Origin of the sequence: Salifodinibacter halophilus, assembly GCA_012999515.1 — a bacterium.
Taxonomy (GTDB): Bacteria; Pseudomonadota; Gammaproteobacteria; order Nevskiales; family Salinisphaeraceae; genus Salifodinibacter; species Salifodinibacter halophilus.
The window spans coordinates 1-234 of record JABEEB010000776.1 but is presented as its reverse complement, the minus strand read 5'-3'; the positions used below and the strand labels follow the sequence as shown (position 1 = coordinate 234).

The 234-nt window shown below is 65.8% G+C and carries 1 protein-coding gene; it reads right to left on the bottom strand.

Annotated features, from left to right (window positions below; translation table 11 throughout):
- Positions 1-234 (bottom strand): FMN-binding glutamate synthase family protein (locus HKX41_13690; GenBank protein NNC25185.1); only part of this gene is annotated, 234 nt, incomplete at both ends.

Here is a 234-nt window from a genome sequence, read left to right as displayed (position 1 = left end):
CGGAATCTTGCCGAGCAAATCGCCCGGTGCGAGAAAGTTGTACAACGCGCCGAGTGAGCGCACCTCGGTCGGGGTGACCCGGCGCAGGATGTGCTCGGGGCCGATCTCCGAGGTATGCCGCAGGCCAGCCGCGCACAGCAAATCGCGCAACGCCTTGAGCGTGTTCTCGTGGAAGTGGAACACGCGCGCGGACTTGTCCGGCACGTCGAGCTTGCTCCAGCGGCTCGGATCCTG